Consider the following 22,258-nt stretch of genomic DNA (forward strand, 5'->3'; position numbering starts at 1 on the left):
ACAGTCAGCGGCTTCCGTTGAAGCTTCGCGAAGAAAGCCCGGTGGTCGAGTGTGTTAGATACCCGAATCTGAGTGGGCTAATAAATGCTGTTCGCCTGAAAAAATAAAAGCAAAGATGAGAACTCGAAAAAAACACCTTTGTTTGAGCCCGCTGATAGTGGCTGCCCTAGTTTGCAACTCGATGAAATGCCAAGCATACGAGGTGTGGATGGGGACTCTCGGATGGCAACAAAAGATGCATGACCATCCTGAAGACTGGGCCCGCACGGCGGCATTGGTGGAAGGCCTCAATGTCAATTGGAGCCGCGGAATGCCAGATCCCGGTCGGCTCAAACCGGATTTCAGGGACGAGGTCATCGCGAAGTTCTCAAAAGCGAGAATGAAAGCCAGCCAGGTTATTCCCCACGGGGCTGGGGCGATTACGGACCAGAGCGACTGGCAACGGTCATTTGATCGAGCCGACAGCATGGGCTACAAGCTGGAACATCTCTACACATACAACGGAGGAAAGGGCAAAACGTGGTCGGAGGGCGATCATAAGCTTTTGCGGGCTTGGCTGGATCGCAATGGTCATGAGGATGTGAAAATCGCATTCAATGCACGCGCGGGCCATGGGCAGTTGGAGAGATCGGTGATTCAAGGCGGCGGAATTGAGTGCGACCTGCAATCATGGAAGGACGACAAGGGCGGACGGCATGAGCTTCTCCGTTGGATGGCCAATCCAAGCAACCCAGCCATGCGTGGTGAAAAGACCATCATCCACTGCCACTTGAATTTTGGTCATCCAAGTAGTCCCAAGGATCTTGTGGACGTGTGGGCGGCGGCGCGCATGATGGTAAGGGATATCGGGCGAGATGTGATGAACACGCCCGAATTGAAGGAAGCTTTTCGATCCGACAAAATTGTCTTCGCATTCTTCGGGGGAAACTGGACGACGCCCGAGATCACCCTGCTTCCGGAGACAACGGATGAAAACACGTATGCAGAGAGCTACACGGGGTTGCTGCTTTCACTTCTCGAACAGCGTGATTTATTCGAAGGTCGATTGGGTGACTTCCCGAGCAATGAGCAGTGTGGGAGTTTCAAGAGGGATTCCGAGCGCTTGAAAGCCTCGGAACTGAAAATGGGCGAACAAGGCGGCGCTGACCAACCCGCTACCGCTCCGAAGTCGAAGCCGGAGGACACTGAGAAACCCAAACCTGAATCGGACGTGCGCCCCCAGTAGCGGGTGGCAGGCCTAGACGTTCGTCTTTGGGGACAAGCGATGCCATCCCCGCTCGGGCGGTGGGGGCGGCCTCCCCATGCGCCGCTCGCGGCCTGTGAAGCAGCCGTGGGTCGGGGGCGCATTTCCCCTTCGCCAGTGGCCGCACCCGTGCTTCGAATGAAAAGGCATCAACGAAGGGGGAGGGCGGCTGGTGGAGCAGGTACTACCTGCCTTGGCCATAGTTACCGGGGCCGCTTGCCGGACCCTCCCACAATGGGGCCGCTGACACTGGGGTTCCTTCCCAGCCCCCTGCTGGGGAAATGATTTCCCCAGACCCCTCGATATCGGCCGCCTCGCACTTCATGCCGTCTCCACTCACCGGCCGGGCTAGATGGAGCGAACGAGCGCCATGATGGCCGCTCTATGTCCCGCGGGTAGATCGGGCCACGCATCGACCACCTCGCGGAGGTCACCTGAAAGCTGGCCTGAAAGCGTACTCGCTAACCCTTGGTCTTCCGGGGATTCGAGGGAGGTTCGATCTCTACCGCTCCTTGCCTGTGAGCTGATAGTCCGCCGATAGCGTGGCAAACGCCGCAGCGAGTTCCTTGTCCTCCAGCGGTCGCTCCCAGATCAGCATGCGGGCGATCTGTCCATCGAAGGACTCGACACCGGGATGCTGGATCGCATCGCGCTCCTGACCGACGGCCATGCGGGACGGGTTAGCTTTCTCAGAAACCGGAGCCTGCCCCTTCGCCACCGCGACAGGAGCATTCGCGAATAGTTCGATCGCCACGGGGCCGGTCCCGGCCGCCATTCGTCCGCCTAACAGATGGAACTTGCCGGTCTCCAGCTTCGGCCCCAGCAGTTGCGGGTTGTTCGCGTCGAAGCGGCCGAAGGTGATGCCATTGCGGGTGCCATACCACAGCGTGTTGTCGTCATTTAGGCAGCCCCACAGGCCTTCATATTTCTCGCCATTGCGGAGGTTGCCGAAGAACGAGTTCACATCCTTCAGCCCGACGCGCTGATCATGGACGGAGAGCACGGCGATCCAGGTGTGGCCCTTTCCGGTGGTCAGTCCGTCGAAGGCGTCCTCGTCCAGGCAGACAAGTTCGTGATGACGGAAATCGAGCGTCGCCTTCCCTCCTAGAGTCGCGACATCCTTCACCAGAGTCGGCCGACCGCTACTGGCCTCCTTGCGGCCTTCATCGCGCTTCACGAAATCCTTCGCCACGGCGCCGGGAGCCTGATTCGTCCACGCGGCCACCTTGTCGCCATCCTCCACTTTCACGCCTTTCCCCGCATCCAAGTCGAGCACCAGCGCGGCCGATGGCAGCGGTTCACCGGCGTTTGCAAGGAGCGGGAGAATCAGGAAGGCAAGGGATCGAATTCGCATGGGAACGATGCATACGCGAAGAAACACGCGATTGCATCACCATGCCGGGCACGAATAGGCAATGGTGGAAGAGGACGAAAACCGCCCATGCCGGGAAAGCATGCACAGCCTTCGCCGATGGCAGCTACAACGCCGGTAAGGCCGCAGCGAAAGGCGGAAGCACACCCGTGGTCCCATTCGCGACGGGGTGATCTTCCCAACAGATCAGTCCCGCCGCTTTTTCTGAAAACCGCTGTCCGTTTCCGCCGCCGGCCGGACAGATGATAGCATCTGTCCCAGCCATGACCCCGCCCGTCGTCGATTCGCCCCGTCATTGGCTGCTCGGCAGCGCCTACCACCTGCGCCAGGATCCGCTACGCAGGATCCCGGAATGGGCCAGCCGCTACGACGGAGGCCTTTTCACCGTGCGCATGCCCTTCGTCGGCGAGGCAGCTGTGGTGACATCCCCCGATCTCGCGCGCCGCGTCCTCGTGACCAATGCCTCGTGCTATCAGCGCAAGAGCCGCTCCTACAGTGTGCTGCGGATCCTGATGGGCGAGGGCCTCGTCACTAGCGAGGGCGCGTTGTGGAAAACCCAGCGCAAGCTGGTGCAGCCCGCCTTCCATCCACGACGGCTTGAGGCCATCTTTGCGATGAAAGTCGAGCGCGTTCACGCCATGGCCGGTGAACTCAGCGAGGCCGCGCGCTCCGGCCAAGCGATCGACGTGGGGCCACTTCTTTCCCGCCTGACACTCGACATTATCTCGCGGGCGATGTTTAGCAGCGATTCGCAAGGCTCGGCGCGCGACGTGAGTCATCACATCGCCACGCTCAATGAATGGGCGCTGCATGCGCTGCGCCATCCATGGCTGCTCCTGCTACCGCGCAAGCTCCCGCTGCCGGTATTTGCCGACATGCGCAGGGCGCTCACCGAGTTGGAGCGCATTGTTCGCGGCATCATTCGCGAGCGCCGCGAAAATCCGGGCAATCACGATGATCTCCTGTCGATGCTGCTCGCCGCCTGCGAAGAAGGAAGCGGACTCGGCATGAGCGATAGCCAGCTCCGCGACGAAGTCATGACGATGTACATCGCCGGCCATGAAACGACGGCCAATGCCATGGCATGGATCCTCTACCTCGTCTCGCGCCATCCCCAGGTCGAGGCGCGCTTGCACGAGGAAATCGACGCCAACTTCCCGGAGCACGAGCTGCGGCTCGAAGACATGGCCGCCTTCCCTTTCGTGCGGCAGGTCATCGACGAATCCCTGCGCCTCTATCCGACGATCTGGGCCGTCGGCCGCTGCTGCACGGAGACCCACGAACTCGGCGGCTATCAGATCGCCGTCGGCACCAACGTGCTGGTCCCGATCTTCCACTTCCACTGGAACGAGGATGCATGGGAGAACGCCCGCGACTTCGATCCGGATCGCTTCTCCGCAGAGCGCCGGCCACCGGCGGATAGCCCGCACTACTTCCCCTTCGGCGCAGGCCCGCGCGGCTGTATCGGCAATCACTTCGCACTGCAGGAGCTGATGATCATGACGATTCTCTTCCACCGCCACAACAGCTTCCGTGTTGAGGATGGCTTCAAGGTCGAGGCCGACCCACTGATCACCCTGCGACCGAAGCACGGAATGCGCATGGTGGTGAGCGAACGGACCCCGCAGGCACCCGCAACAGCTCCGGCTGTTAGAGAAGCCCGCACGTGCCCGTTCTCGGGCTCTTCGTCCTAACAGGACGGCTCATAAAAGCCCGGCACAAAGTGCCGGGTAAAGCGCCGCACGTCACCGCGTCCTGAAGGGACGCCTCATGCGTATGACGGCGGCATCGCCGCCCCGGCTCCTCAGCGCCCATAGTTCCGCTGCTCCGACGGCCGCCAGCCGATCCACTTCTTGAACGTGTTAGAGAACGTGAAGGCGCTTTCAAAGCCCACCGCATGGGCGATCACCTCCACCTTGTCATCCGTCACCGAAAGCAAATGCCGGGCGCGCTGGAGCCGTAGGAAGGTCAAGTGTTGCATCGGGCTGCGGCCGAGTTCCTTGCGGCACACGCGGCGCAGGTGCTCCTCGCTCATGCAGGCGATGCTCGCGAGTTCAGTGAGCGTCCACGGCTTCGCGAGATCGGCCTCGGCGCACTGCCACACGCGCCACAGCCGGGTATCCACCTGATGCGGCTGGGCGAAGCGAAGCACGTAGTGATGGACCAACTCGCTCCAGTGGTGAAGAGCGGACGCCCCCTTCGTCCCCCCGGCCTCGGCGTGCAGGCCATCGATCGCGGCCTTCAACGGCGCGGAATTGAACGCACCGGTCACCGGTGACAGCGAGGACACGATCGGCCGCGTCTCGCGCGATTCTCGGTAGCGGACCCAGGCAAATTTCCACGGCTTGCCGGGCAGGCACTTCAGCGAGTTCATCACAAAGGGCGGCTGCAGGCACGCCTGCCCCGCACGGATGCGCCGCCATTGACCATCCGCCAGCACCACCCCCTCGCCCTCGTAGCAGGCGATCATGAAAGTACCGCTCTGATCCATCCGCACCACCTCGAAGGGCGGCATGGCCTCCATGATACCCACGTGGGAAATGTGGTGCTGCAGCAGCAGCGAGCAGACCGAGCCCTTCTGCAGCCAATCGCGCATGTCCGTGGAATCCGCACGCACGACCTGATAGCGCGTGCCGCTGCCCAGGATCTGGATGTCTTGCGGGGTGCTGCGGGATGCCGCCATGGCAGGCCATGCTGAAACGCGGGCGGCACTCCCGTCGAGCCCCCGCTTCCGGTGTGGATTGGGAATAGGTGCAGGAGGATGACGAGATTTCCGCGAGCCGATACCCTCGGAGATGCAACCCGACGCCAGGACCCAAGCGATGGTCAGACACTTCGGCATGTTCCAGTTCAAGAGCGACATCCGCCCCGATCAAATCGAGCACTGCTTCTCCCAGATGAAGGGCATGATCGGCAAAATCCCCGGCCTGCTGGCCATGGAGCACGGCCCCTACGAAAGCACCGAAGGCCTCAATGACGGCTTCACTCACGGCTTCATCATGACCTTCGACACCGCCGCCAACCGCGACGCCTACCTGCCCCACCCCGAGCACGAGCGGGTGCGCCAGATCGTCGTCCCCTGCTTGGAGCGCGTCGTCGTGTTCGACTTCGCAGTGTGACCCGCTGCGGAGCAGCTGGCCCCTCTGCAGGCCAAACTGTTGGAAGCCGCGGAAGAATCGCCGCGCGGATTTTTTTGGAGCAAGAGCGCTGAAAGCCTGCTTCCCCTCACGGAAAATCCCGTTCAAGGTGGCGGTAATTTCCCCGACCCCGCCATGCCTGTCTTTTCCGTCCGCAAGTCGATCCGCATCGCCGCACCGGTGCAGCAAGTTTACGATCTCGTCCGCGATTTCAAGAGCTGGCCGGCGTGGTCGCCATGGCTCATCGCCGAGCCAGCCGCGAAGATGACCTACTCTCCCGATGGCCGCGGCTATGCATGGGAGGGCGACATCACCGGCAGCGGCGAGATGGAAATCACCGGCGGCGATCCGCCGTGGTCGATCCAGTATCGCCTCACCTTCCTGAAGCCGTGGAAGTCGGTGAATCAGGTGGCCTTCCACTTTTCCGAGCACGACCACGAGACCCTCGCCGAGTGGACCATGGAAGGAACGCTGCCGTGGTTCATGTGGTGGATGAAGGGGATGATGACCGGCTACATCGGCGCCGACTACGAGCGCGGCCTGAAGATGCTCAAGGATCTCGCCGAGACCGGCTCGGTGCCGACCAAGCTGGACTTCACCGGCACGCAGCCGGCAGGGGGATTCCGCTACGTCGGCGTGAAGTCCTCCTGCCCGACCGCGGACATCGGCCCATCGATGGAGCGGGACATGGCGAAGCTGATGGCGTGGATGGGGAAAAGCAGCGCGGCTCCCTCCGGCCCGGCATTCTCGATCACCCACCAGAGGGATCCCGTGAAAGGGCTGACCGAATACACCATCGGCTTCCCGGTCACCGGCGCGGTCGAAGTGCACAATGGCTTCGTAAGCGGCGAGATCCCGACCTGCCGGGCGTATGTGGTGAAGCACACCGGCGCCTACCGCCACCTCGGCAACGCCTGGGCCGCCGGGATGATGCACGGCCGCGCCAAGAAATTCGCCGCGGACAAAAAGGTCCCGCTCTTCGAAATCTACGACAACGACCCGACCGCGACGCCCGAGGCGGAGCTCGTAACCCGGGTGCATCTCCCCGCGAAGTAACCGCTGGGTGCGCGGGCCGCTGGCCCGCCGTAGCACCTCACCGTACCGCCTCCCCTTCAACTCCGCCCAAGTCGTCGGAGACCCGGACTGCGAGCAGCCTGCTGCCGCCCGAAGCCAGTAGCCCTGCTGCGGGGAAGCACCCCGGTGGAGGGTCCACGCTATAAAGCCCGCCCAAGCAATCCCGGTAGGCGCGTTGGTGACAACGCGGAAGCACCGGCGCCGCCCGATTCCGAGGACCGTCCCTTACTGTCACCAGTGCGCCTACGTTAAGGCATTCCCTCTTCTAGGTAGGCGCGGTGGTAACAACGCGGAAGCACGGGAGCTGCCCGCTTTCGAGGACCGATCCGCGTTGCCACCACCCCGCCTACAAATGGCGATGCCCGGCAGCCCCCCAAGGAAAACCTTGCCCCCCGCGCCCCGCCAATTCATCCCCACGCATGCAGTTTTCGGCGGTGCTGTTCGATTTCGATGGAGTCCTCGTGGACACCGAGTGGGCCATCTACGAGGCATGGCACCGCACCTTCCTCGCCCACGGCCATCCGCTACCGCTGGAGACCTACACGCAGTGCATCGGCTCCGACTTCGACACGTGGTCGCCGAAAGTCCACCTCGAGGAACTCACCGGCCGCAGCTTCGACTGGCACCAGCTCGATGAAAACCGGCAGGTCGAAATCCGCCGCGACCTCGAGCAGGCAGGACCGATGCCCGGCGTGGTTCCGCTGTTGGAAAAACTAACCGCCCAAGGCATCCCGCTAGCGGTGGTATCGAGCTCATCCCACCAGTGGGTCGATGGCTGGCTGGAGAAACTACGATTGATGCCGTACTTCAAGACGGTCGTCTGCCGTGGCGATGCCCCGAAGATCAAGCCCGCACCCGATTTGTGGCTGGAGGCGGTGAAGCGCCTCGGCATCCCCGCGAACGAGTGCCTCGCCATCGAGGACTCGCTCAATGGCGTAAAGTCGGCAAAGGCCGCTGGCCTCAATGTATGGGTCGTTCCAAACCGGACCACCGCATGCCTGGATTTCTCGATCGCGGACCGGATAGTGGCGACGCTGGAGGAGCTATAAGGAGTGTCGACATTCTGTCGACACGGCGTCGACAGAATGTCCACGCTCCTGATAGTGGTCCGCACACTCCGTGTGCGGTTGAATGGTCTCCAGGGCTGCTGGAAATCACGACGCTCTAACAGAGCCACCCGGCCGCCCACAAGACCTCCGAGCACCACGATAACGACTTCCACCGCACACGGAGTGTGCGAACCACAATTACATCTCCGGCCGCACCGGAATCCCCCGCTCCGCAAAGTAACGCTTCGCCTCACCCACCGTATGCTTGCCAAAGTGGAAAATACTCGCCGCCAAGACAGCATCCGCCTTCCCCTTCTCTAACACCTCGACCATGTGATCGAGATTGCCCGCCCCCCCGCTGGCAATCACCGGAATGCCCACGCTCTCCGAAATCGCAGCCGTCAGCTCGCAATCATAGCCCGCCTGGGTGCCATCTGCATCCATGCTGGTCAGCAGGATCTCCCCTGCCCCACGACGCCACACTTCCTTCGCCCACTCGACCGCATCGAGCCCCACCGGCGTGCGACCGCCGTGGGTATAGACACCCCACTTGCCCGGCCCCTCGCGCTTGGCATCGATCGCCACCACGATGCACTGGCTGCCGAAAGCCTTGGCACCGGCATCTACCAGTCCCGGATCCTTCACCGCCGAGGTATTGATGCCCACCTTGTCCGCACCGGCCAAAAGCATCTCGCGCATGTTTTCCACGGACCGGATGCCGCCGCCGACGGTCAGCGGGATGAAGCAGTGCGCCGCGGTCCGGCGGACCACATCCACCATGGTCGCTCGATTGTCGGAAGACGCGGTGATGTCGAGGAAGACGAGCTCGTCGGCCTGCTGGGCATTGTAGGCCATCGCGCACTCGACCGGGTCACCGGCATCGATGAGATCGACGAAATTGACGCCTTTGACCACACGGCCGTCCGTGACGTCCAGGCAGGGAATGATGCGTTTGGCGAGCACGGCGGCAGGAAAGCGGGAGCCGGGGCGGATGTCCAGCGGAGCGAGATCCTGACTCCCGCGACGCCATCCGCCCGCAAAGCCACCAGCATGGTAATCCCAACCGCGAATCGACGCGAATCGACGCCAATTTGAAAGCGAATGGCCCTCCGACCCCTACAAGTCAAATGCCTCAGATGCCTGTCGCCCAGGCCAGAAGCTACAAATTCGCGTCAATTGGCGTCCATTCGCGGTTCCCAAAGTCCCCGTGCGGTCACCCCGCGACCCGCCCTCCCGGCTTGCCAGCGCCAGAAGCTGGATTAAAAACCCGCCCGTGACCTACGACTTCGACGTCCCCATCACCCGCCAAGGGACCGGCTGCATCAAGTTCGACCGCCGGCCGGAACTCGACCCCTTCTGGGTGGCGGACATGGATTTCGCCTCCGCGCCCGAGATCATTGAGGTGCTTCACGCGCGGGTGAATCACGGCGTTTTCGGCTATGCCCAGGCCCACGCCGGGCTGAACGAAGCGATCGACCTCTACCTTGAGAATCAACGCGGCGTGAGCGTGTCCGGCGAGCAGATCGTCCACCTCGGCGGCCTCGTTCCGGCGCTGTCGTTGGCCGGGCGTGCCTTTTGCAAGGCAGGTGAGGCGCTGATGACCTGCACCCCCGTCTATCCGCCCTTCATCGGCGTCCACCACGACGGCGTCGCGAAGCTGATTACGGTCGATCATGTGGAGGTCAATGGCCGCTACGAATTCGACTGGGCCGCCATGGAAGCCGCCGTGACCCCGGAAACGAAGGTCTTCCTCCTCTGCAACCCGCAGAACCCGCTCGGCCGCGTCTTCACCCGCGAGGAAGTCGAAGAACTCGCCCGCTTCTGCGTGAAGCACGACCTCATCCTCGTCTCCGACGAAATCCACTGCGACCTCATCCTCGACGCGGAAAAGACCCCGCATTTCTCGGCCCTCCAGCTTTCCGACGACCTCAAGCAGCGCACCATCACCCTGCTATCCCCCAGCAAGACCTGGAACATCGCCGGTCTCGGCTACGCCATCGCCATCATCCCGGACGACACTATCCGCCGCCGATTCTCCGCCCAGCGCGGCCACACGCTCTCGGAAATCAACGCCCTTTCCTACTACGCCGCCGAAGCCGCCTACCGCGAGGGCGAGCCATGGCGCCAGCAACTCCTCGCCTACCTGCGCGAAAACCGGGCCCTGCTCGACTCCTTCATCGCCGAGCGTATGCCCGCCCTCAAGGTCGTCCCCGGCGAAGCCACCTACCTCGCCTGGATCGACGCCCGCGGCATGGGCGTCGAGAACCCCGCCCAACACTTCGAGAAAAACGCCGGCCTCTACCTCTCCGACGGCGCCTTCTTCGGCTGGCCCGGCTGGATCCGCTTCAACTTCGGCACCACCCGCGCCCACATGCTCGCCGGCCTGGAGAAGATGGCGTCGGTAATTTGATGCCTACCCGACCATGAAGCAAATCCTCTTCGTATTGCTCTGCGGCCTGCTCGTGGCAAGCTGCAAGGAACCGGCGACCAACGCCAAGTCTAGCCCCAAGACTTGGTATTCTGACTACTTTGCAAACTCCTTAAGCGCTGGCCAAACGTTTCACTCCGAAGTGATCCTCACTGCCGGGCAAAAAACCGAACTGAAGATTCCCTCGAACGAACCCATCATCGTCGGATTCACCTTGGAGAAAGGCTACGAAGTCTATCAGTCCAAAAGCTCGGTGTATCTGGGAACACCCGAAGAACCTCACAAGGTCGGAGGGGCACCGGGAGTCTCGCACGAATTCGAGCCGAAGGACGGAGTGATCACGCTGATTGTGGAAAACACGAGCCCGGTGGACACCCGGATTGCCTTCTACACGGAGCCGGCGAAGAAGAAGTGATCGGAAGCCGCGCGCGAATGCCGGCAGGGATTGGAAAAGCGGTTTGTTCGATGGCTTGATCAGAGGACCACAACAAGGACATCCTCAGACGAACGCTTTGCCGCACAACCCCTACGAACAGGATTTCAGAATCGCGCTCGATGCCATCTCCCCGGGGCTTTCGGGAGATCTTTCGCGTGCCTCCCTATTGGAAGAAGAGCAAGTCCGGGAGCTCATTTCGCTTCTGCTGGAACGAGCCTGCCAGTGCCAAAACATGGGCAACATCCTCCTTGGCCGGTCGACCTTGAAGGAGATCCCGGAGAGCGTCCGGCTGACCAACCTTGAGGAAACGGCGAATCGTGTGCTCGATTTGGAGGACGAGTGGGAGTTCCGGCAGCTCCTTTGGGTCTACGATGAACTCGGCCGGGGCGAGGCATTCGACCGTTTGATTTTGAGAGGCTTGGCGAGCCCGGATCCTGAATTGAGGTCTGCTGCCCGTGATTGGGCGACTTGACCTCCCAAGCGGAATGAATTCCGCGCTCCCAGTGAACCATTGCCAGCCCGCCCTCGATCCCTACAATGCGCCCATGCGCCACGTCCTGCTCGCCCTTTTCGCGCTGATCTCCTTCGCTTCCTTCGCCTCTGCCGAACACGTCATCGTGACCGGCGGGCCGGCGCTGCGGAATTGGGAAAACCTTCGCGTGCCTCAGGACCAGCATGACCGCTGGTGGGCAAATTTCGTCCGCGCCTCGACCCTGCGCATGGTCGAGATTCGCAAGGCTTACGGCGAGGGGGCGTCGATCATCTGGATGGTCTATCGCCCCGGCTATCAGGATCGCGGCCGCGAGGATCGCCAGCCCTACACCACCTGGATCGGCGACCTGGCCCGCAAGCGCAATGTCTCGCTGGTCTGGATCGACAGCGGCCCGAGCCTGATCTCCTCGCTCAATAGCCGCCCGCGTGGCTCGGTGCAGACCTTCGACTACTTCGGTCACTCGAACCGCCACTGCTTCATGCTCGACTACAGCGGCCACATCATGGCCGCCTGCACCGCTTGGCTCCACGAGCGCGACCTCGGCAAGATCCGCGGCGGCATCTTCGCCAAGGACGCCTACTGCAAGAGCTGGGGCTGCCACACCGCCGAAAGCATGAGCAAGGTCTGGAAGAGCAACGTCGGCACCAAGCTGGAGGGAGCCATGGGCAAGACCGACTACACCGTGGTCGGCAAGGGCCAGCTCCCCATCGGCGAAGGCTGGGTGCGTTGAGAAGTTCCAAGTGCCAATCAGCGCACTTGGAAATCCTTCTCTATCCCTCTGAAACCCAATCGCCCAATTTCCAATCACCCAATTTCCGGTTCCACCCATGCTCCTCGCCGAACTCCAGCGCCTCCACTCCCTGCCCTTCTTCGATCTCCTCACGCAGGCCCGCGCCGTGCATCAGGCGAATTGGCCCGAGAATGACGTGCAGCTCTGCACGCTGCTTTCCATCAAGACCGGCGGCTGCTCGGAAGACTGCTCCTACTGCGCCCAGTCGGCCCGCTACAATTCGGGCGTCGAGATCGAGCGCCTGATGAGCAAGGACGCCATCATGGAGCGCGCCAAGGTCGCCCGCGACACCGGCTCGACCCGCTTTTGCATGGGCGCCGCCTGGCGCGGCGTGCGCGGCGGCACCCAACGCTTCGAGCAAGTCCTAGACATCGTCCGCGACGTTTCCACGCTCGGCATGGAAGTCTGCGTGACCCTCGGCGAACTCGGGCCTGAAGAAGCGAAGGCACTCAAGGAAGCCGGCGTCACCGCCTACAATCACAACCTCGACACCTCGCGCGAGCACTACCCGAACATCGTCACCACCCATACCTACGACGACCGCCTCCGGACGATCCGCAATGCGCAGGACGCCGGCATGTCGGTCTGCTGCGGCGGCATCCTCGGCCTCGGCGAGTCCGTGGAGGATCGACTCAAGATGCTGGAAGTGATTTCCGAGTTCAATCCGCAGCCGGAGAGCGTGCCGATCAATTCGCTGATGCCGATGCCCGGCACCCCGCTGGCCGAAAGCCAGTCGATCGATGGCTTCGACGTCGTCCGCATGATCGCCGTCACCCGCATCGCGGTGCCGAAGGCCAAGGTGCGCCTGTCCGCCGGCCGCACCCGGATGTCGGACGAGACCCAGGCCCTTTGCTACTTCGCCGGGGCAAATTCGATCTTCTACGGGGACAAGCTCCTGACCGCGAAGAATCCGGCCGTGGAAGCCGACCGCAAGCTGCTGGCCAAGCTCGGCCTCGGAACGCTGGCACCGAATCCGGCCTTGGCAGCCCCGGCCACGGAAGAAGAGCGCCCACTCAGCCCGGCCTGCTGCGGCTGCGAGTAAGTCGCCCCACTGGGAGCGCCTTCCCACTGGGACCGCGGGATTTATCCCGCCCGAATAGCCGGGTTGCAAAGCGCCGGGATCCGCCCCCCGAGTCAGGCCAGTGGCCTCGATCCTTCATGCCGGGACCGCGGATTTCATCCATTCAGACGGACGGCAATAGGGCACGGGAGGCGGAATGAATTCCGCGCCCCCAGTAATTGATCACGGAGCCGACGGCGGCAGCGTCACATCGATCCGCAGGAAGACCTTCGAGGCCGCGTTCGGCACGGAGAAGGTCATCGGAATCACGCCATTGGCAGCGGTGCCCGGCGACAACGCGCCCGTGGTCGTAGCATCCTGCCAGTCCGTCAGGTTATCGGACATCCACACTTTCCACGTCGAGCCATCGGCGAGGACATACGGCGTCGCAGGATTGAAGAGATCGCTGGCGACATTGAAGGAAAGTCGCGCCTGACCGGAGACCCGAGCGATCGCCATCGGCACCGGCTTGATCGCGGCGTTTGCCGAATTGCTGCCGAAGAAGTTCTCCAGGATGTCATTCACGCCGTCCAGATCGGAGTCCGTCTCGGGGTCTGGCAGGACCTGCACCAACAATTCCGCCGGAGCGGTTTGCGACAAGATCACGGAAGGAGCCGCCTTGGTCGTCAGAGCCTCTTCCACTTGGGCTGGGGTCAGCGTCGGGTTGATCGAAAGCTGGATCAGGGCAGCCGCCGCCGTCAGCGCGCTGGCGGGACTGGTGCCAGAGGCGAAATCATAGCTGCCGGGCTGGGGATTCGACAGCTTCAAGGTGCGGACGTCTTGCCCTGGAGCGAAGAGATCCACCGCCGGGCCAGTGTTGGAACTTGGCAGGATCCCGTTGTTCAGGTCACTGGCTCCAACACAAACGATCCCGCTCCGCGTTCCATAGGCCCCCGGAATGTAACTCGAGGCGTTCCCACCCTCATTGCCAGCGGAAACAACCACCGTGATCCCGGCATCGACTGCCTCTTGGATCGCACCCTCCAAAATCCCGGTCTGAGCACCTGGATAAGACGACCCGTGGGCGATGCAAATCACGCTCCTCAGCGCAGGATTCGCGGCGTGATCGCCAATCGCCCTATCGATCGCATCGGCTAGACGTCCCGAAGTGGTGGTGGGGCTCGTACCCGGGTAAATATTGTAGTTCACCACGTGGATCGGCGTGCCCAGGGCTGCCCCCGTTTCCGGGCCGGCGATCAGCGACAGCATCTGGGTGCCGTGCGCCACGACCGTCGAGAATTGAGGATCGTTGCCCCCGCGGACCAGTTCCGACCTGAAGGACTTCAGGTTCTTGTTCTGGGCGAACCATGTCCCAGCATCGGAGACGCCGGTATCGATCAGGTAAAGCCGCACAGGGGTGGTCGTCTCCGGGTAAACGAAGGAGGCATTGGCCATGCAGCCGCCCTTGTTCAAGCGGCCCAAGGCCCAGCCCGCATCCGCCACTGCGCCATTCGGCTCGATCGGGATCTCCCGCTCCGCCGGTGCACGCGTCTCCTCAAACGGCTCTGCCGAGACCTGCGTGATCGCCAGAATTGGCAGCAGGATTCGGAAGATGCCGCGGGAAAGCCGGAGTGCGGTTTCGGTCACGGGGAAAGGCGTGTTGGAACGCGGTTGATTTATCTAACTTTTTCCCGCTTTGTCCAGCACTTGTCATGATTGCCCTATCACGCTTGGAAGTCTTAAAAACCTTATATTTCCAAGGGTTTAGAAGCTCGGATTTTTAAAAATAAGGAAACCCTGATGGTTCGTTTTAAAAAGATTCGCGTATCTCTTTCGCTTTGCCTTGATAGCTCGGACTTGCTAATTATCGGTCGTCCTTGGAAGTCGGCATTCCTCCCCTGCCGCCCCCTCACTCCTGGTCATGCGCTTCCTTCTTGCCGTCTGTCTCGTCGCCAGTGCCCACGGCCAATCGTTGCCGGGCGTGGAGCCGCGACTACCCGAGGCACCCGCCGTTGAATCGCTGCCACCGGTGCGCGCTGCTGCGGAGACAGCCCCCGGCGGCGAGGTGCTGGTGAAGCGCCTGGAGAAAGTCGTGCTCGTCGCACCAGCCGGAGGCGAAGAGGTGGATCTCGCCCCCGGCCTGGGAGCCACGAATGGCCTGCTAGTCCCGGCTTCTAACAAGCTCTCGCGACGCCTGAGCCGCTGGTCCGGCAAGCCGCTCGACGCCGGCGAACTCGCGTCGCTGGCCGATGAAATCCTGATCCACTACGACCGCGAAGGCTTCCCCGTGGTGGCGCTCGAAGCACCGGAGCAGGACCTCTCCCATGGCGTGCTGCGGCTGACTCTGGAAATCGGCCGCTTCGGCGAGGTCGGCGTCTCCCGCCCGAAGTACGGCGACCCGGCGGTCCTCGCAAAAGGGCTGCGACTCCAAAGCGTCGAGCTCGTCCGGCGCGCCGACATCGACGAGCAGATGGCGTGGTATGGCCGCACCGCCTTCCGCCGCCCGCGGCTGTTCGTCTCGCCCGGGCTGGCACCCGCCACGGCCGACCTTTTGATCGCCTTCGAGGAAAGCCGGCCATGGCGGGCCAATCTCGGCTACGAGAACAGCGGGCCCGACCTGCTGGGGCGCGACCGCTTCCTCCTCGGGGTGGCCGGCTGGACACCCGGCGAGCACCTGCTGGCCTGGCAAACCGTGATCGGCGCCCCCGCTTCCTCGTTGCTGGCGAATGCCTTGCGCTGGGAAATCCCCTTCCACACCAGCCATCAGGTCCTCCAGCTCGACGCCGCGTATGCCGAGGTCGCCTCCCGCTATGCAAGCAGCGGCATTCCCGTGGAGAGCGAGGGCTCCTCCTGGTCGCTGGCGGCCCAGCAGCGCATCCCGCTGCCGGCCTGGGGCGGCTGGCATCAGCGGATCGCCGCGGGCTTCGAGCTGAAAGGCACCGACCAATTCCTGCTCTTCGGCGGCGGCAGCCTCTCCCCCGGCGAAGTGGTCTTTTTCCACGGCAAGCTGAGCCACGAGCTGAGCCGGCACTGGGAGGATGGCTCGGCCACCTTCGAATCCAGCGTCTTCGCCTCACCCGGCGGTGTCGGCGGAAATAATGACGACGCCGCCTTCCAGGCCTACGATCCCGAGGCCGGCTCGAATTATCTCATCGGCCGCTTGAGCGGCGACGGCTGGTGGAGTCCGGGCGGCGATTGGCAGGTCCACCTGCGCGGCACCGCCCAGATCGCCGATACCCGCCTGCTCCCGGCCGAGCAATTCGCCGTCGGCGGCTACCAGACGATCCGCGGCGTGGCGGAGCGCGAGTATTCCGCCGACAGCGGCTGGCAAGCTTCCCTGGAGCTTCAGTCACCGCTCGTGTCCGCGGGTAAAGGCTGCGCCTTCCGGGTGCTCGGCTTTTTCGATCACGCGGCGCTCGACATGCGCGGCGGCCCCTCCTCCTCGCTCTCTTCGAGCGGAGTCGGGCTGAGGATGAGACTCGCGGAATCGATCGACGTGCGCTTCGACCATGGCTGGCGGTTGGACTTCGCGGAGCAGGCCAGCCACGTCGGCATCAATCTGACCTTCTGAGAACCCGGATCATCGGCTTCTAAAAATTTTACGGATTTTTTGGAAATCCGGTCAGGTGGATTGCGATTGGTTCAGTAATGACGAGCTTCCTCCACTTCCAAGATTTCCTGACCGGACTGCAAGTTCCGGGGGGTGCTTGCCAGATGGCCGGGGAACAGGAACGGAAGAATCTCGTGGCACCGCGCGGTAGCGAAAGCTCCCCGGTGCCGACCACTTTCCACAAATCGGTCCGCCTGTCGGGGGGAACGGTAGCCAACAAGGGCAGAGAAACATTCGCGAACGAAGCCGGGGGGCTCGCTTCGCGACGTTACAGCCTTGGCTCCGTCTGGCAGGCAACCGGTCGCCGGGGAATGACGCCAGCCCGTCGGGGGACGGGTCACGCGTCAGCCCCCAAGTTTTCAGGGTTGTCGACACTGTTGTAGTATCCACGCGTCGCCGGGATTGGGTGATCACGGCATGCGGGAACCGAAAGCGCGCACAAGGTTTTCCGGTTCATCAAAGGCCGGGACGGACCGATCCGGGAAGATCGAACCGTCCCGGCCCTTTTGCGTCTTGCGAAATGGATCGACATCCAAGTAACACCCGGGCTTTCTAACCGGAAATCCTGCATCCCCCCCGGCATGGACTTGTTGTTGAAAATTCGTTGGCGCCCCGTGATCGGCGATCCCTCGCCGATGGGCTGGTTCACCGTCGTCGCCTACGCGCTCGCCGCCTTCCTCGCGTGGCGGACTTGGTCGCAGAATCGCGACCGAAATCGCGTCTGGCTCGGGGTGACCGTGCTGATGGCCTTCCTCTGCCTGAACAAGCAGTTCGACCTGCAGTCGCTGTTCACCGACATCGGGCGCGAGTTCGCCCGCATGTTCGACCAGTACGAGAACCGTCGTACTTTTCAGAAGCTCTTCATCATCGCCGTGCTTGGCGTGGTGGCAATCTTCGGCCCGCTTTTCGCATGGAAGTATCGTGCCTTCCTCGCAGGTCACAAGCTGCTCGCGGCAGGGATTGTTTTCCTGCTGACCTTCATCGTGGTCCGCGCGATCTCGATGCATCACGTGGATGAATTCCTGAAAACATCTCGCGCGGGCGGATTGAAGATGAACTGGATCCTCGAACTCACCGGCATCGCCCTGATCGCAATCGCGGCGTGGCGGGAGCGCAGGTCTCGTCAATGATCCGAGGCAATAGAGGCCCATGGACTGCGACTGTGACCGCCTGCTGGCTCCGCTGGGTGCGCGGAGCCTCCGGCCCGCAGAAGCACTTGGTCGGCCCTTCGTCTCTATTATGCTCGCATCGCGTTGACGGACCAACCCGGAATGGCAAGGGATCAAGCCTGTTATTGGAGCGCCACGGCATACTGGGAACGCGGAATTTCTTCCGCCTGGCTTGTCCTCCGAAGCCTCGGCGAAGGAGGGACGGTAGGTTCGCCGGGCTTTTCCAGGCTGAACAGATTCCGCGCTCCCAGTGAATCAAGCAACGTAACTGGCCTTAATCCCGTGCGATTCCGGACCCACCCCACACGATCTCTTCATCCCTCAGCAGAGGGGCGTCGTCGCAGCCGGGCTGCTGGCATTGAGCAGGAGCAGGCAGGCTGCCATAGGGCAGGGTCGCCGAAGACTTTGGCGAGGGTGTTAGATGAAGCGGAATCGTTCGGTGCTTCTGCGGGCCGGAGGCTCCGCGCACCCAGCGACAGCCGCACTTGGTCGAACATCGCAGCGACACGCCGCTGCCTCACTCGCCTACGACGTGAACGATTTCCGCAAGTGCGACGGCAAGATGCCGAGCTGCTCGCGATACTTCGCCACGGTGCGGCGCGCGACCGGGATCCCCTGCTCCTTGAGCTGCTTCGCCAGCGCATCGTCGGACAGCGGCTTGCCGGGATCTTCCTTACCGATGAGCGCCTGAATCGCCTCTCTAACACCGGCATTCGAAACCTCGGTGCCATCCGCCGTCTGATAGCCAGCGGCGAAGAACGCGCGCATCTCCATCAGCCCGTGCGGCGTAAGCACATACTTGCCGGCCACCGCGCGCGAGATGGTCGTCGCGTGCAGGCTGATCTGGTCGGCGATCTCGTTCATCGTCAGCGGCCGCAAATGACGCGGGCCTTTTTCAAGGAAGGCCGGCTGATGCTCGATGAGCTTTTCGGCGATCGAAAGGATGGTCTCCTGTCGCAGCGACAGCGAGCGGATCAGCGTGCGGCCCTCGCGGATTTGCTCGCGCAGGAAGTGCCGCGCCTTCCGATCGTTGGACGACTTGCCGAGCATGTCCTTGTAGAAGTCGCTGATGCGAAGCTTCGGCATGTACTCGTTGGTCAGCCGCGCGCGGAAGCCTTCATCGACCTTCTCGATCACCACATCCGGCTGGATGTAAGGATTCCCGGTCGGGTCGAAATCGCCGCCGGGGTTAGGTGATAGACGGCCGATCCGCGAAGCGGCTTCCGAGATGCGCTCCACGCTGGTGCCGAGAGTCCGCGCGATCTGCGGGTAACGCTTTCTCGCCAACTCCTCCAAATGATCGCGGACGATCTTGTATTCGAGGCTGTTCCCCTCGCCATTGCGCTCGAGCTGCAACAGCAGCGACTCCGGGATCCCCGAGGCACCGATGCCCGCCGGATCGAAGCTCTGCAAAAGCTTCAGGGCCTCCTCCATCGTCTTCTTCGGAATCCCGAGCCGGGACGCCAGTTCGACGGCCGGTAGATCGAGGTAGCCGCGCGGGTCGAGATTCCCGATCAGATGCCGCGCCGCTTGGCGGACATCAGGCTCGACCAGCGAAAGATCGAGCTGGTGGGAAAGGTGCTGCTGGAGGGTCTCCGGCGCGACGATCGAGTTGTAGAGATGCTCGCGACGCTCCTCGTCATCGGCGCTCCACGGATTCGAGCGGCGCTCCATGATCTCGAGGTCGCGCCAGTCATCATCGGTCTCGTTGAGGTGATCGAGCGAGTCCGCCTCCTCTGGATCCGGTGAATTCTCATCCAGCGAAATCGTCTCGGTGATGTCCTCTAACACCGGATTGATTTCCAGTGCCTGCTGGACGAGCTGCTGGAGCTCCATCGAGTTCGCTTGGAGAATCTCCAAGCTGCGCCGCATCTGCGGAGCCAGCGACTGCTGCTGTCCCAGCGATTGATGTAGCGAGGCATCGGCCATGGCGTGAAAATCCGCAGCTCACCGCGGACGCCCCGGATGGAAGCCGATGGTCGAAAATTAGTCTAGCAGATTTCGTGCCACGACGAAAATATATTTTACTTGCGGCATGCTCCATTGTGTGGGAGGCCGGGCGCGGCGGCGCAAGCAGCGGGAATTTCCCCGCCCAAGTCGTCGCCTCCCCACCCCATATGAAGCGAGGAGATTTTTCAGCCTTTGAAAGCAAGATGCGCGCCGCAGGCGTGATGGAAGCGGCGATCGGTGCATTTCGCCACAATTACGAAGCGCTTTGCCGCGAGGAAACCGGCCTGATCCCCGAGTCGGAAATCAAACCCGCGGCAGGACTCACCACCTTCGAGCCCGGCTCGGGTGAATGGGATCCAGCACTGCTCGCCCAGACGGTGGTCATCAAGCTCAACGGCGGCCTCGGCACCAGCATGGGCCTGCAAAAGGTGAAGAGCGTCCTCGAAGTCCGCACGGGCGTGAACTTCCTCGATCTGATCGTCCGCCAGGTCATGGACCTGCGGGAGGCCAGCGGCTCCAAGGTCCGCCTGCTGCTGATGAACAGCTTCTCCACCAGCGAGGACACGCTGGATTACCTCAAGAAGCACGCCGGCGGCGGCTTCGCCGAAGCCTCCGAGGTCGAGCTGATGCAAAACCAGGTGCCGAAGATCGACGAGGCCACCCTCGCCCCGGTCGAGTGGCCCGCGAATCCCTCCCAGGAATGGTGCCCCCCCGGCCACGGCGACCTCTACCCGGCGCTCATCGGTAGCGGCTGGCTCGACCGGCTGCTGGCGGACGGCGTGAAATACGCCTTCGTCTCGAACTCCGACAACCTCGGCGCCGTGCTTGAGCCGGGCCTCCTGAAGCACTTCGCCGAGTCCGGCGCCCCCTTCCTGATGGAAGTCACCCGCCGCACCCCCGCCGATCGCAAGGGCGGCCACCTCGCCGTCCGCGCCGACAATGGCCGCCTGCTGCTGCGCGAGGTCGCCCAGTGCCCGGATGCCGACCTCGATGCGTTCCAGGACATCGACACGCACCAGTATTTCAACACCAACTCGATCTGGCTGCGCCTCGACCTGCTCAAGGAAGAGCTCGCCAAGGGCGGCGGCGTCCTTCCGCTCCCCATGATCAAGAACCGCAAGACGGTCGATCCGCGCGATAAGAACTCTACCCCGGTCATCCAACTCGAAGTCGCCATGGGCGCAGCCATCGAGTGCTTCAAGGGGGCCCAGGCCATTGAGGTTCCCCGCTCGCGCTTCGCCCCGGTGAAGTCCACCGCCGACCTGTTCGCGCTGCGCTCCGACGCCTATTCAATCGGCGACGACGGCCGGGTGGAACTTGTTCCCGCCCGAAATGGCCAGCCGCCCGTGGTGAAGTTAGATGATTCTTACAAACTCGTGGATGCCATCGAACATCTCGGCACCCCTTCACTCGCCGATTGCGAGGAATTGAGTATTTCCGGCCCTCTAACCTTTGAAAATGGCGTCATTCTCCGCGGAAAGGTCGCATTCTCAGCTCCTTCCGGCGAAAACAGGGTTGTTAGAGAAGGAACCTACACCAATGGGGAATTTCCCTACTGAAGGACATTTTCAATTTGCCTACTTGCCATTATGTGCCGGGCTGCTACCCGGACGGCGCGCATGGCGACCATTGGTGAGATCGAACTGTCGGCGGAGGGCTTTGATGCGGTGATTTTCGACTGCGACGGGACTCTGGTGCATTCTATGCCTTATCACTTTGAAGCGTGGTGCGAGGCACTCGCGCTCCATGGTGCGAGCGGCATTTTCAAGGAAGACGTGTTCTACGCGATGGGAGGCCGCCCGACCAAGGACATCGTCGTCGAGATCAACGACGAGTACGGCTTGAAGCTCGACCCCGAAAAGGTCGCCTTCTCCAAGCGCGAGGCATTCCTCAAGAAACTCGACAAGCTGGAGCTCATCGCCGAGGTCGCGGCCTTCGCCGAAAGCCTGCGCGGCAAGGTCCCGATGGCAATCGCCACCGGTGGCACCCGCATGGTCATCGAGAAAACCCTGCAAGCCGTGGGCGTCTCGGACCTCTTCGAGGACGTGGTCACCGCCGACGACGTGAAAGTCGGCAAGCCCGCCCCGGACATCTTCCTGCGGGCCGCCCAACTCCTCGGCGTGAGGCCCGAGAAGTGCCTGGTGCTCGAAGACGCGCCCGCCGGCGTCATGGCAGCCCAGCTCGCGGGAATGGCCGTCATCTCGATCCCCGCTCCGCTGAACTACGTGGTGAAGAAGTAAGCCCAGCGCTTGCCCCTCTGATTTCCGAACCCCGCCCGGTCCGCCGCGGCGGGGTTTTTCGTGCCGTCGTTGCGGCATCTGCGTTCACCTCCTTTTTCGTCCATTGCTGGTCAAACCCGTCAGCAAAGTCACCGCCCCTGCATTCTTCTTATCCCATCCATCCTATCCATCCCAGTCCCAGTCTCTTCCCACGACCCCATCCAATGACGTCCATGCGTTGATTTCCAGCCCCCTGCGCAAACCCACGCAGTCAAAGTTTAGCCGATC

Annotated in this window: 19 protein-coding genes; 14 read left to right on the plus strand and 5 right to left on the minus strand. The window is 62.6% G+C overall.

Features of this window, described 5'->3' with window-relative positions:
* The first annotated feature begins 181 nt into the window (after nt 1-181).
* Complete coding sequence (locus OKA05_RS09605) at nt 182-1,225, plus strand: hypothetical protein (protein ID WP_264486912.1); 1,044 nt, start codon at nt 182-184, stop codon at nt 1,223-1,225.
* Between the two features lie 520 nt (nt 1,226-1,745).
* Here the strand turns inward: OKA05_RS09605 and OKA05_RS09610 are convergent.
* The gene (locus OKA05_RS09610) at nt 1,746-2,597 is read right to left on the minus strand and encodes a hypothetical protein (RefSeq protein WP_264486913.1); all 852 of its coding nucleotides are present in this window, start codon (nt 2,595-2,597) and stop codon (nt 1,746-1,748) included.
* Between the two features lie 281 nt (nt 2,598-2,878).
* On the opposite strand from OKA05_RS09610, the gene OKA05_RS09615 reads away from it, so the two are divergent.
* Nucleotides 2,879-4,309: a cytochrome P450 gene (locus tag OKA05_RS09615; protein ID WP_264486914.1), complete on the plus strand. Its 1,431-nt coding sequence runs from the start codon at nt 2,879-2,881 to the stop codon at nt 4,307-4,309.
* 110 nt (nt 4,310-4,419) lie between these two features.
* Here OKA05_RS09615 and OKA05_RS09620 read toward each other — a convergent pair whose 3' ends face one another.
* Nucleotides 4,420-5,298, minus strand: a complete 879-nt coding sequence (locus OKA05_RS09620; protein WP_264486915.1) for an AraC family transcriptional regulator — start codon at nt 5,296-5,298, stop codon at nt 4,420-4,422.
* Nucleotides 5,299-5,437: 139 nt separating this feature from the next.
* Between OKA05_RS09620 and OKA05_RS09625 the strand changes: the two genes are divergently transcribed.
* From OKA05_RS09625 to OKA05_RS09635, 3 genes are all read left to right on the plus strand, one after another.
* The gene (locus OKA05_RS09625; RefSeq protein ID WP_264486916.1) at nt 5,438-5,734 is read left to right on the plus strand and encodes a Dabb family protein; all 297 of its coding nucleotides are present in this window, start codon (nt 5,438-5,440) and stop codon (nt 5,732-5,734) included.
* A 153-nt stretch (nt 5,735-5,887) separates the two neighbouring features.
* A complete protein-coding gene (locus OKA05_RS09630; RefSeq protein ID WP_264486917.1) occupies nt 5,888-6,808 on the plus strand; it encodes an SRPBCC family protein in 921 nt (306 codons plus the stop codon).
* A gap of 437 nt (nt 6,809-7,245) precedes the next feature.
* Nucleotides 7,246-7,875, plus strand: coding sequence for an HAD family hydrolase (locus OKA05_RS09635; protein WP_264486918.1), 630 nt, complete (start codon nt 7,246-7,248; stop codon nt 7,873-7,875).
* A gap of 198 nt (nt 7,876-8,073) precedes the next feature.
* Here the strand turns inward: OKA05_RS09635 and hisF are convergent, their stop codons facing one another.
* Nucleotides 8,074-8,838: an imidazole glycerol phosphate synthase subunit HisF gene (gene hisF / locus OKA05_RS09640; RefSeq protein ID WP_264486919.1), complete on the minus strand. Its 765-nt coding sequence runs from the start codon at nt 8,836-8,838 to the stop codon at nt 8,074-8,076.
* Between the two features lie 310 nt (nt 8,839-9,148).
* Between hisF and OKA05_RS09645 the strand changes: the two genes are divergently transcribed.
* The 5 genes from OKA05_RS09645 to bioB all read left to right on the plus strand — a co-directional run bounded on the left by OKA05_RS09645 (nt 9,149) and on the right by bioB (nt 13,064).
* On the plus strand, nt 9,149-10,285 hold the full coding sequence (locus OKA05_RS09645) for a MalY/PatB family protein (RefSeq protein ID WP_264486920.1): 1,137 nt from the start codon (nt 9,149-9,151) through the stop codon (nt 10,283-10,285).
* 13 nt (nt 10,286-10,298) lie between these two features.
* Nucleotides 10,299-10,718 carry a hypothetical protein gene (locus OKA05_RS09650; RefSeq protein WP_264486921.1) on the plus strand — a complete coding sequence of 140 codons (420 nt, stop codon included), beginning with the start codon at nt 10,299-10,301 and terminating at the stop codon, nt 10,716-10,718.
* A 253-nt stretch (nt 10,719-10,971) separates the two neighbouring features.
* Nucleotides 10,972-11,211 (plus strand): hypothetical protein, encoded by a 240-nt coding sequence (locus tag OKA05_RS09655; RefSeq protein WP_264486922.1) that lies wholly within the window; start codon nt 10,972-10,974, stop codon nt 11,209-11,211.
* A gap of 13 nt (nt 11,212-11,224) precedes the next feature.
* Nucleotides 11,225-11,962 carry a hypothetical protein gene (locus OKA05_RS09660; protein WP_264486923.1) on the plus strand — a complete coding sequence of 246 codons (738 nt, stop codon included), beginning with the start codon at nt 11,225-11,227 and terminating at the stop codon, nt 11,960-11,962.
* A gap of 97 nt (nt 11,963-12,059) precedes the next feature.
* Nucleotides 12,060-13,064 carry a biotin synthase BioB gene (gene bioB, locus OKA05_RS09665; RefSeq protein WP_264486924.1) on the plus strand — a complete coding sequence of 335 codons (1,005 nt, stop codon included), beginning with the start codon at nt 12,060-12,062 and terminating at the stop codon, nt 13,062-13,064.
* Nucleotides 13,065-13,265: 201 nt separating this feature from the next.
* On the opposite strand, the gene OKA05_RS09670 is transcribed toward bioB, so the two are convergent.
* The gene (locus OKA05_RS09670; RefSeq protein WP_264486925.1) at nt 13,266-14,669 is read right to left on the minus strand and encodes a S8 family serine peptidase; all 1,404 of its coding nucleotides are present in this window, start codon (nt 14,667-14,669) and stop codon (nt 13,266-13,268) included.
* Between the two features lie 274 nt (nt 14,670-14,943).
* On the opposite strand from OKA05_RS09670, the gene OKA05_RS09675 reads away from it, so the two are divergent.
* Together OKA05_RS09675 and OKA05_RS09680 are read left to right on the plus strand one after the other, a co-directional pair.
* Nucleotides 14,944-16,593: a ShlB/FhaC/HecB family hemolysin secretion/activation protein gene (locus OKA05_RS09675; RefSeq protein WP_264486926.1), complete on the plus strand. Its 1,650-nt coding sequence runs from the start codon at nt 14,944-14,946 to the stop codon at nt 16,591-16,593.
* Between the two features lie 620 nt (nt 16,594-17,213).
* Nucleotides 17,214-17,762 carry a hypothetical protein gene (locus OKA05_RS09680; RefSeq protein ID WP_264486927.1) on the plus strand — a complete coding sequence of 183 codons (549 nt, stop codon included), beginning with the start codon at nt 17,214-17,216 and terminating at the stop codon, nt 17,760-17,762.
* Between the two features lie 564 nt (nt 17,763-18,326).
* On the opposite strand, the gene rpoN is transcribed toward OKA05_RS09680, so the two are convergent.
* Nucleotides 18,327-19,730, minus strand: a complete 1,404-nt coding sequence (gene rpoN, locus OKA05_RS09685; RefSeq protein WP_264486928.1) for an RNA polymerase factor sigma-54 — start codon at nt 19,728-19,730, stop codon at nt 18,327-18,329.
* 188 nt (nt 19,731-19,918) lie between these two features.
* Between rpoN and OKA05_RS09690 the strand changes: the two genes are divergently transcribed.
* Nucleotides 19,919-21,310, plus strand: a complete 1,392-nt coding sequence (locus OKA05_RS09690) for a UTP--glucose-1-phosphate uridylyltransferase (RefSeq protein ID WP_264486929.1) — start codon at nt 19,919-19,921, stop codon at nt 21,308-21,310.
* A gap of 60 nt (nt 21,311-21,370) precedes the next feature.
* Nucleotides 21,371-21,991 (plus strand): HAD family hydrolase, encoded by a 621-nt coding sequence (locus OKA05_RS09695; RefSeq protein WP_264486930.1) that lies wholly within the window; start codon nt 21,371-21,373, stop codon nt 21,989-21,991.
* Nucleotides 21,992-22,258 lie beyond the last annotated feature (267 nt).

Origin of the sequence: Luteolibacter arcticus, from assembly GCF_025950235.1 — a bacterium.
Classification (GTDB): Bacteria; Verrucomicrobiota; Verrucomicrobiia; order Verrucomicrobiales; family Akkermansiaceae; genus Haloferula; species Haloferula arctica.